Annotated in this window: 7 protein-coding genes and 1 pseudogene; 3 read left to right on the top strand and 5 right to left on the bottom strand. The window is 36.4% G+C overall.

All coding sequences use genetic code 11. The features are described 5' to 3' along the window. The first annotated feature begins 260 nt into the window (after window positions 1–260). The 3 genes from M4Z11_RS07090 (at window position 261) to M4Z11_RS07080 (ending at window position 3,523) form a co-directional block, all read left to right on the top strand. Window positions 261–677 (top strand): Fur family transcriptional regulator, encoded by a 417-nt coding sequence (locus M4Z11_RS07090; RefSeq protein ID WP_249677957.1) that lies wholly within the window; start codon window positions 261–263, stop codon window positions 675–677. A 171-nt stretch (window positions 678–848) separates the two neighbouring features. After that, window positions 849–1,937 carry an HlyD family secretion protein gene (locus M4Z11_RS07085; protein WP_249677956.1) on the top strand — a complete coding sequence of 363 codons (1,089 nt, stop codon included), beginning with the start codon at window positions 849–851 and terminating at the stop codon, window positions 1,935–1,937. Between the two features lie 11 nt (window positions 1,938–1,948). Next, a complete protein-coding gene (locus tag M4Z11_RS07080) occupies window positions 1,949–3,523 on the top strand; it encodes a DHA2 family efflux MFS transporter permease subunit (RefSeq protein ID WP_249677954.1) in 1,575 nt (524 codons plus the stop codon). A gap of 589 nt (window positions 3,524–4,112) precedes the next feature. On the opposite strand, the gene M4Z11_RS07075 is transcribed toward M4Z11_RS07080, so the two are convergent. The 5 genes and pseudogenes from M4Z11_RS07075 to M4Z11_RS07055 all read right to left on the bottom strand — a co-directional run. Further along, entirely contained in the window at window positions 4,113–4,697 is a 585-nt protein-coding gene (locus M4Z11_RS07075; RefSeq protein WP_249677952.1) for a GNAT family N-acetyltransferase, read from the bottom strand. Between the two features lie 73 nt (window positions 4,698–4,770). Then, on the bottom strand, window positions 4,771–5,904 hold the full coding sequence (locus tag M4Z11_RS07070) for a type III PLP-dependent enzyme (RefSeq protein WP_249677950.1): 1,134 nt from the start codon (window positions 5,902–5,904) through the stop codon (window positions 4,771–4,773). Between the two features lie 628 nt (window positions 5,905–6,532). Further along, the gene (trhO, locus tag M4Z11_RS07065) at window positions 6,533–7,450 is read right to left on the bottom strand and encodes an oxygen-dependent tRNA uridine(34) hydroxylase TrhO (protein WP_249677948.1); all 918 of its coding nucleotides are present in this window, start codon (window positions 7,448–7,450) and stop codon (window positions 6,533–6,535) included. Between the two features lie 139 nt (window positions 7,451–7,589). Beyond that, entirely contained in the window at window positions 7,590–8,687 is a 1,098-nt protein-coding gene (locus M4Z11_RS07060; RefSeq protein ID WP_249677947.1) for a helix-turn-helix domain-containing protein, read from the bottom strand. 19 nt (window positions 8,688–8,706) lie between these two features. After that, window positions 8,707–8,938, bottom strand: a pseudogene (locus M4Z11_RS07055) (hypothetical protein); the annotation flags it as partial.

Genomic DNA, 8,938 nt, shown 5'->3' with positions numbered 1-8,938 from the left:
AAATAGCTAATAAATGCCCCTGTCACATTAATGATATATAAAACTCTTCTAACTAAAGAGTCAACATAATTTTTGAAATTTAAAAAATATAATGCTCAATCAATAAAAAAACAGGGATAATATTTTAAAAATAAAGAGACAGAAAGAGTTTGTATCATAATCATCACTGCACAAATGCCTTACACTTTTTATATTTCTTATATTTCATTACGTAATATGCTAAATATGCTCATAACAAAATCTAAAAAAGTAAGGTGTAAATGTCATCTAAACTTACACGTAACCAAACATTTAAACTTACACGTAACCAAACATTAGTGCTTAATGTTTTAAAAAATGAAACAAAACCTTTAAGTGCTTATGCAATTCTAGATCGTTTGCGTGAAGAAGGCTTCCGTGCTCCTTTACAGGTTTATCGGGCATTAGAAGGACTAGTTCAGTTAAAATGCATACACCGTCTTGAAAGTGTAAATGCTTTTATGGTTTGTTCACATCCAGAGAATTGTCACCATGAATTAACGATTTTTACTATTTGCAACAAATGTGGCCAAGTGAACGAGATACAAGAACAAACCATTGCGTATGACATTAAGCAAATAACACAAAAAATTGAGTTCCAAGCACATAAAAGTACTATAGAAGTAAAAGGTACCTGTAAAAAATGTACTATAAAATAATATTTTTTACACTTGTAAATTTTCATATCAAGTATATATGTGTTATCCTTAATATTATCTGGAAAGCTTTTCTCACTCTGCTATGTGCGTAATGTACTTATCACCATTTGATGTGGATGTGCCAGTGCATTTATTGTATTTATTATAGATTGAACTGAAAGTAATAAATCCATGTCTACATCATTTTTTTTTAACAATACTCCCAGAAAAATCAAACACAAGAAGCTCATTAATATTCTTGTTATTATTTTTGTGCTTCTTATAATTTGGTTTAGCTATAAATGGTTGGCGCACTGGCGTTATATGCTTACAACTGACGATGCTTATGTACAAGGCGACATCGCTGCTATTGCACCCAAATTAAGCGGATACATTGAAGAACTTTCTGTCAAAGCCAATCAAGCTGTCAAAAAAGGCGACATCCTCTTTCGTTTAGACAGTGGTGATTATCAAATCGCCTTAGATCAAACAAAAGCTCATCTCGATACACAACAAAAAATCCTTATGCGTATTGATGCGCAAATTGTGGCAGCCCACAGTGCTTTAGATGATGCGCAAGCACAAAAAGCGGCAGCCTCAGCTGTAGCAACCAATGCACAACTCACCTTACAACGCATCACAGAACTGAAAACTGATCGTTATGTTTCTCAATCTAATGTTGATAATGCCAAATCATCTTACGAACAAGCTATTGCCAATGTTACGCGGACAGATGCACAAATAGCTGCAGCACGTGCTAATATTCAAGTATTAGAAGCACAACGGCATGAAGTAGAAAGTCAAACAAAAAATCTTGAACTCACACGTGACCAAGCAAAGCGCGATCTTGATTCAACTATTCTACGTGCTCCATTTGATGGAATCATTGGAAATTTAACAGCAAAAAAGGGAGATTTTGTTGTTAATGGTCAACGTCTTGCAGCATTAGTTCCCATCCACTCACTTTACATCGAAGCAAATTATAAAGAGACACAATTGCAAAATATTCAGAGTGGGCAAACTGCTTACATCTCTGTCGATGCCTTCAAAAAAGATGTGTTTGAAGGTAAAGTGCTTTCCGTTTCGCCCGCGACAGGAGCGGTTTTTTCTCTTTTGCCATCACAAAATGCCACTGGTAATTTCACAAAAATTACTCAACGTATTCCTATTCGGATTTCTATTCCTGAGTATGCATTAAAAAGTGGAAGAATCAAGGCAGGAATGAGTGTTACCGTAACAGTTGACACACGGACCAAGACACACAATCAAGATCTTTATTAAATGATCCTATTATGAAAAATCCCACACCTCCTGCACCTACTGATCCTAAAGAAAGCATAGGAATCCGTAAAATCATAGTTTTCATTGCTATGACTTTTGGTATGTTCATGGCTATTTTAGATATCCAAATTGTTTCCTCATCTTTAGCTGAAATTCAAGCCGGTTTATCAGCCAGTGCTGATGAAATTTCATGGGTTCAAACTTCTTATCTTATTGCTGAAGTTATTATGTTGCCTCTTTCTGGTTTTTTAGCGCGTTTGTTATCAACACGGGTTTTCTTCAGTCTATCAGCAGCTGGTTTTACCATTACATCTATTCTTTGTGCTACAGCAACATCTATTGAGCAGATGACCTTGTACCGTGCGCTCCAAGGCTTTATTGGCGGAGGTATTATTCCCAGCGTTTTTGTTGCTTCTTATACACTTTTCCCTCCCTCTAAACAGTCAATAGTTTCGCCCATCGTTGGTCTAGTCGCAACATTAGCACCTACGATTGGCCCAACAGTAGGGGGATATCTTTGTCACGTCTTATCGTGGCATTGGCTTTTTCTTATTAATGTACCCTTTGGAATTATTATCTCAATTTTAACTTGGAAATTAATTGATTTTGATAAAGCAGAACCATCTCTAATAACTAAATTTGACTGGTGGGGGCTTCTCTCCATGGCAACCTTCTTAGGATCATTAGAATATATTTTAGAAGAAGGTGCACGTCACGATTGGTTAAAGGATCAGCTGATTTTTAATCTTTTCATTATTATGATCTTAGCAGCTAGTGTATTCTTTTGGCGAGCTTTCACTACTGAAGAACCAATTGTTGATCTCACAGCTTTTTCTAATCGAAATTTTTCGATTGCAGCAATTTTCTCCTTTATGCTTGGAATAGGGCTTTATGGTCTTACTTATCTTTATCCTGTCTATTTAAGCCAAATACGCCATTATGATGCTCTTATGATTGGAAAAACGCTATTTATTTCAGGTTTAGCTATGTTTTTAACCGCTCCTATAGCTGGATTTCTTTCAGCACGTATTGATGCACGTCTTATGATCGCTATAGGACTAGCCACCTTTGCATGGGGCACTTGGCTAGCCACTGCCGTTACCGACAATTGGGATTTTTGGGAACTCTTTTGGCCTCAAATTTTTCGTGGGATCTCTATTATGCTCTGTATGGTTCCCATTAATAACATTGCCTTTGGGTCATTACCACCAGAGCGAATGAAAAATGCCTCTGGGCTTTTTAATTTAACACGCAATCTCGGTGGTGCAGTAGGGCTTGCTATTATTGGTACTGTTATGATGCAACGCTCTGACCTCCATTACCAACGAATAGCTGAAACCGTTCAAGCAGGAAATATCCAAGCAACTGAAATGCTTGCAAAGCTCACTATGTATTTCCATTCTTATACGTTTGATCCACATGCCCTCGCCTTATTACAACTTTTTGGTACAGCTCTTACACAAGCAACAATCATGGCTTTTAGCGATATTTTCTTTATGATGACTATTCTTTTTAGCATTTCAACCTTCTTAACCGTTTTTCTTAAAAAAATACCACCATCTGCTGATATTCCTTCAAGCCATTAAGCTTCATGTTATAAAAAACGACAGATATTTATGGTACTGAGTGTATCAACAAAAGAGTTTAATCATATCGCTAAAATATCGATGATTTTACTTATTGAGCAAATAATTTTTGATTGAAATTTGTGATAATGCTAGGATTTGAACAGTATCAAAATTATTCAAAATACCCAAGTATGTGATACATGAGATTTTGAGATCATAGCAAATTAATGATTAGAAATAGCTGGATTACCGACCTTATTTATTTCTATATCGTAAGAATCGTGAGAATTTGCACTTCATTCATCTATAAAATTTATTATTCAAGTATTTAATAAAATAATGAATCTTCTTAGATTAAATACAGCGGGCTCGAGCACTCCTATTGTAAATGAAAATTAAAAATATAGGAAGCATTTATTTTTGATGAATTCAGAAAATTCTGATACGAAAGATAGTTTTAAGAATAGAATTTAGCCTTCTTAGCTAACGAAAAGATTTTTTGATAAAGGGGATATTTTAAAATAGCTTCATCTAATAATGAATGAAAAATGAAAAAGCACCCTCAGCGTTATTGCTAACAAACAAGTAAAATGAAATGCTCTAAAATTTAAGCTACTTTACAATGCTGATTACAGCTTAAATCCTGTAAGTCTCCACTTGAAACTAAAATGCCATGACACTCAATAAGATATTGAGGTATCAATTCCAAAGCTTGAAAACGGTGTTTTTCATAAGCTCCAGGCATAGTGAAATTTTTTGTTAAATGATTTGAAAAACCAAAACGCTGATAAAATTCAGAATCTCCCACGAGAAAAATAGCACCATGACCTAATTTTTTTGCTGTTTCAATTGCATGCTGCATTAAAACTGACCCGATTCCTATACCAGAATATTCAGCTGCAACAGCTAAAGGCCCTAAAAGCAAAGCACCTTGGGTCTCATTTTGCCCTTTGTGGAAAGTAACATTCCAAAGACGCACACTGCCTACGAGCTCACCAAGAAAATTTTTAATAATAAAGGAAAGGCCAAAAGCTGGAGATCGACCGCAACGTAAAATTTCTGATGATTTACGCTTACGTTCTTTTCCCATGACCAAATCGAGAAGTTTCTCCCGATGAGGACCATCAGCTTCTTGCTCGGACATAAGTGTAAAACATACACCATTTTTTGCTTGAAAACGAATTTCTTTCATCTCTGTCACCCGTTAAACCGCATCCAAACCACCCCATTAGGCAAAAATAGAGAGATCCCTTATGTATAAAAACTTAAATTACATAGGATCGTAAAGGCTCAAAGCCATTAAATGCAACAGATGCATAAGTTGTTGTATAAGCACCGGTTCCATGAATCAATAGCTCATCACCTATTGTTAGAGAAAGAGGAAGTAAATAAGGCGTTTTCTCATACATAATATCTGCCGAATCGCATGTAGGACCAGCTAAAATACACGGTTCCATTGCTTTATCATCATAAGCTGTTTCAATAGGATAGCGAATAGCTTCATCCATAGTTTCGGTCAAACCATTAAATTTGCCCACATCAAGATAAACCCAACGGACATTATCATTCTTTGCTTTTTTAGAGATGAGAACGACCTCTGTGCGAATAACACCGGCATTACCAACCATTGCACGCCCTGGCTCAATAATTGTTTCAGGAATACGATTACCAAAATATTTTTTCAAAGAATCAAAAATGGCCATACCATAAGTTTGCACTGTCGGAATATCCTTCAAATAACGTGTCGGAAAACCACCCCCCATATTCACTAATTGTAACTGGATGCCTTCTTGTTCCAAAGATCTAAAAACAAAAGCTGTATCCGATAAAGCACGATCCCATGCATTTAGATCTGTCTGCTGAGAACCTACATGAAAGGAAACACCATGTGCCTGCAAGCCTAAGTGATGTGCATAGCGTAAAACATCAACAGCCATAGAAGGAACACAACCAAACTTTTGCGATAATGGCCACTCTGCTCCTTCTCCATCGGTAAGAACGCGGCAAAAAACACGAGCTCCCGGCGCAGCACAAGCAACTTTTTCTACTTCCTCAAGACAATCAACAGCATAAAGTGAAACGCCAAGCGCATACGCACGCGCAATATCACGCTTTTTTTTAATGGTATTACCAAAAGAAATACGATCAGCAGTAGCGCCTGCTTCTAAAGCCATTTCAATTTCTGCTATGGAAGCAGCATCAAAAGACGATCCCAAAGAAACAAGCAAACGCAAAATCTCAGGTGCTGGATTTGCTTTGATCGCATAGAAAATACGTGACTGTGGAAGAGCTTTTTCAAAATTTAAATAATTTTCATGAACAACATCAAGATCAACAACCAAACACGGACCTTCAGAACGATGCGTTGCAAGAAAATCGCGAATACGTTGCGTTGCCATTTGCATTTCTCCCTAGGAACAAGATATTCCTACTTTACGCCAATAAGCAGCAAACGCTGCCAGCAGCAAAAAAACAAAAGACATACACCAACTCTCTCACCTGATTAAAAAGAAATCAGAAAGAGATCAGCATTGCATGCCACGAAGAAACAGCGCGAAAACCGCGTTGCTTTACGTTGTCTGCCTTTTTGATTGGAGCTGAGAAACCAATTCCGCACTGAAGGCAATGAGGTGTGCCTCTATAGTTATCCCAGCATTTGAACAGCTGGAAGACACCAGAAAGGCCCGCACCGTCGTTGCTTCAAGATGTCCTCATCCTTTCGATTGGTCGTAAGAATGACTGGAGCGGTTAGTTCCAGGTACCGTACCGGTTAATCTCACCATTTGAGAACCAGCGGACACCCACAGGCACGTGCGACTTTGGGCAACATTGCGTATAAAGCCAATTTCTATTCATTTCAATCATTTTTTTTTAATTTTAAAACTTTTTTAATTTTTAATCAAAAAATGATGTAAAAAAGAAACATACAATCCAGATACAGGAACAAGCTTGCATTCTTAATTATTGGATAGTGTCCAGTCTCAAAATATTCTTCTTTTTAAAAGTTGCACAAACAAAAAAAGATCTTTATTGTTCACAATAAGGATACGTTGCACGCAATTTTAGCAACTGAAATTGTCTATGACGTTCCCGAAAGCGTTGTCTATCACTTTCATCCCGCGTACTATAACAAGCATCACAAGAGACACCTTCTTCATAACGAGAAGATAACTTATCTTCAGCACTAAGAGGGGAACGACAGGCGCGACACAATTCGCGTCCACATTCTTCGAGACCATGCCCCACCGAAACGCGCTCGTCAAAAACGAAACACTCTCCCTGCCACAAGCTTTTTTCTTTTGGGATAGTTTCTAAATATTTGAGAATACCGCCTTTTAAGTGATAAACTTGATCATAACCAAGGCTACGTACATAAGCCGTTGATTTTTCACACCGAATACCTCCTGTACAAAACATGGCAATTTTCTTTTTCTTTTTCAAATCACTTTCGTGCTTCATAATCCACTCAGGAAATTCACGAAATGTTTTAATACAGGGATCAATTGCTCCTTGAAAACTCCCAAGCGCATATTCATAATCATTACGTGTATCGATTAAAAGTGTTTCTTCATCTTGGATAAGAGCATTCCAATCTTCAGGCTCTACATAAGTTCCAACAACTTTCAATGGGTTAACATCTTCAACCCCCATTGTTACAATTTCTTTTTTTAGCCGCACCTTCAAACGATGAAAAGGCATTTTTGAAGCCCATGAATATTTAATCTCGGGTATTTGAAATGTAGGCTCTGCAGTAATAAAATTTATTAACTTTTCAATTGCACTGCAAGAACCAGCAACAGTGCCATTGATCCCCTCTTTTGCTAAAAGAAGAGTTCCCTTAATGCCATTTGTCTGACATAAATTCAGCAAGGGCTTTTGCAATTGACGATAATGTTTCAAATCTGCAAAGCAATAAAGAGCAGCAACTTTAAATTTCTTTTCCATAATATCGACATAACGCGGGTTTTATTTAATTTCAAGAACTATTCGTTCTCTTCTTATATATTGTTTTGTCCTTTGTTTATATACACAGAATATCTCTTTATGAAGAAAGAATAGTATGATCAAAGGATAATTTATATTATCACAATGCATCATCACTCCTCATTGCTTTTTTAAATCCCATAGTTTTTTTAGCTTCTTCAACGGCATGGGAAGAAATGCCAGACATTTTAGCTAAGAACTCCATAGAACCAGTTAAATCGCGTTCAGATTGCAGTTCATGTTTAAGAAACATGGTTGTATTTGGCAATGCTTTAGCTAATATTTCTGGGTGAATTTGAGGCAATGTATTGCCTTTTGAAGGAAGTGAAGTTTCGTTTTTGCCGTTCACTCTTTTTTCATAAGCCATTTTATTGTGACCGGAGGTCACATCATTTATTTGAGTGTGTTCAGAGTTATCTGAACACTCATTTCTATTACACTTACAATTTAAGTTAAGGATTGTAGATTCTATGTGTATTTCGTCGGCGACATGCCTGTATTTCGTTTTTGATGTTTTTTGCTTTAAAAATCTTTCTAAAATCCACTGGAAAAGACCTATTGCTTTATGCAATTTTTCCACCGAAGCTTTGGTTGGTTTGCCAACAATATCAATAATTTTTTGCATTCTAGAAAAAAGCAAGGATGTAAATGGCGTAGATTCAATTGATGCATAAGATGCTTTAATTTGACGAACCAATCCTTGAAAACAAGGCAAAATATCCTTTTGTCTGTCTTGAGCCTCTAGAGCTTCGTCTACTTTTTGTTTAAGTTCATGGTATCGAGCAACAAGAATACGTAAATCAATACCGCAAGCTGCTATAACTCCATGATTACGGCTTCGTATTGAATAGCGTTTAAAATTACCAGAATCCCGCATGACAACAAAACCACAATCATAAAGACGTGAAAGCAATATACTCACGCGTGATTCACTACGGCAAATTTCCTTACTCAAACAGTAATTGCTTTTAAAAACGATAGGAACTCCACCTTTTTCAAATGAAGATGTCGAAGCTGTACGCAATAAAGCCAAGAGAAGTTTTGCTTCTGTCTCTTTAATCAAACCAGCACTCTCTAACTTGTTAGCCAATCCAATTAATTGACCACGGCTTACTGAACCAATCTCAGCGCTTTCTGCTAATTTCCTAAATTCTATATGATGCGTACCTATCCTTCTTCCAGATGTTTTATTAACCATAATTCTTTAAACCTCTCCATTAGAGGCAAAAAAATGTCAAAAATATCACCTTTTCTGCAAAATTCCTCTTGCAAAACACAACACGATAAATTAAATTAGAAAAAGTAAAATTATTTAATTTAATATCATCATCTTCTTTATACTCAAGCTCGTTTATAAAAATAACATGTGTGCCGTTAAATATAAAATTTGGATTGATAAAATACCAACTTTTGCGGATATGTTTAGCAATTATTTTAGCCTCTTCCAAT

Origin of the sequence: Bartonella bilalgolemi, assembly GCF_023500045.1 — a bacterium.
Classification (GTDB): domain Bacteria; phylum Pseudomonadota; class Alphaproteobacteria; order Rhizobiales; family Rhizobiaceae; genus Bartonella; species Bartonella bilalgolemii.
The sequence above is the reverse complement of the archived record's forward strand: the minus strand, read 5'-3'. Positions and strand labels throughout refer to the sequence as shown.

Bases quoted from the DNA above. Each gene is read 5' to 3' on its own strand.
- M4Z11_RS07090 (WP_249677957.1), top strand. From the start codon at position 261: ATGTCATCTAAACTTACACGTAACCAAACATTTAAACTTACACGTAAC.
- M4Z11_RS07075 (WP_249677952.1), bottom strand. From the start codon at position 4,697: ATGAAAGAAATTCGTTTTCAAGCAAAAAATGGTGTATGTTTTACACTT.
- M4Z11_RS07070 (WP_249677950.1), bottom strand. From the start codon at position 5,904: ATGGCAACGCAACGTATTCGCGATTTTCTTGCAACGCATCGTTCTGAA.
- trhO (WP_249677948.1), bottom strand. From the start codon at position 7,450: ATGGAAAAGAAATTTAAAGTTGCTGCTCTTTATTGCTTTGCAGATTTG.
- M4Z11_RS07085 (WP_249677956.1), top strand. From the start codon at position 849: ATGTCTACATCATTTTTTTTTAACAATACTCCCAGAAAAATCAAACAC.
- M4Z11_RS07080 (WP_249677954.1), top strand. From the start codon at position 1,949: ATGAAAAATCCCACACCTCCTGCACCTACTGATCCTAAAGAAAGCATA.
- M4Z11_RS07060 (WP_249677947.1), bottom strand. From the start codon at position 8,687: ATGGTTAATAAAACATCTGGAAGAAGGATAGGTACGCATCATATAGAA.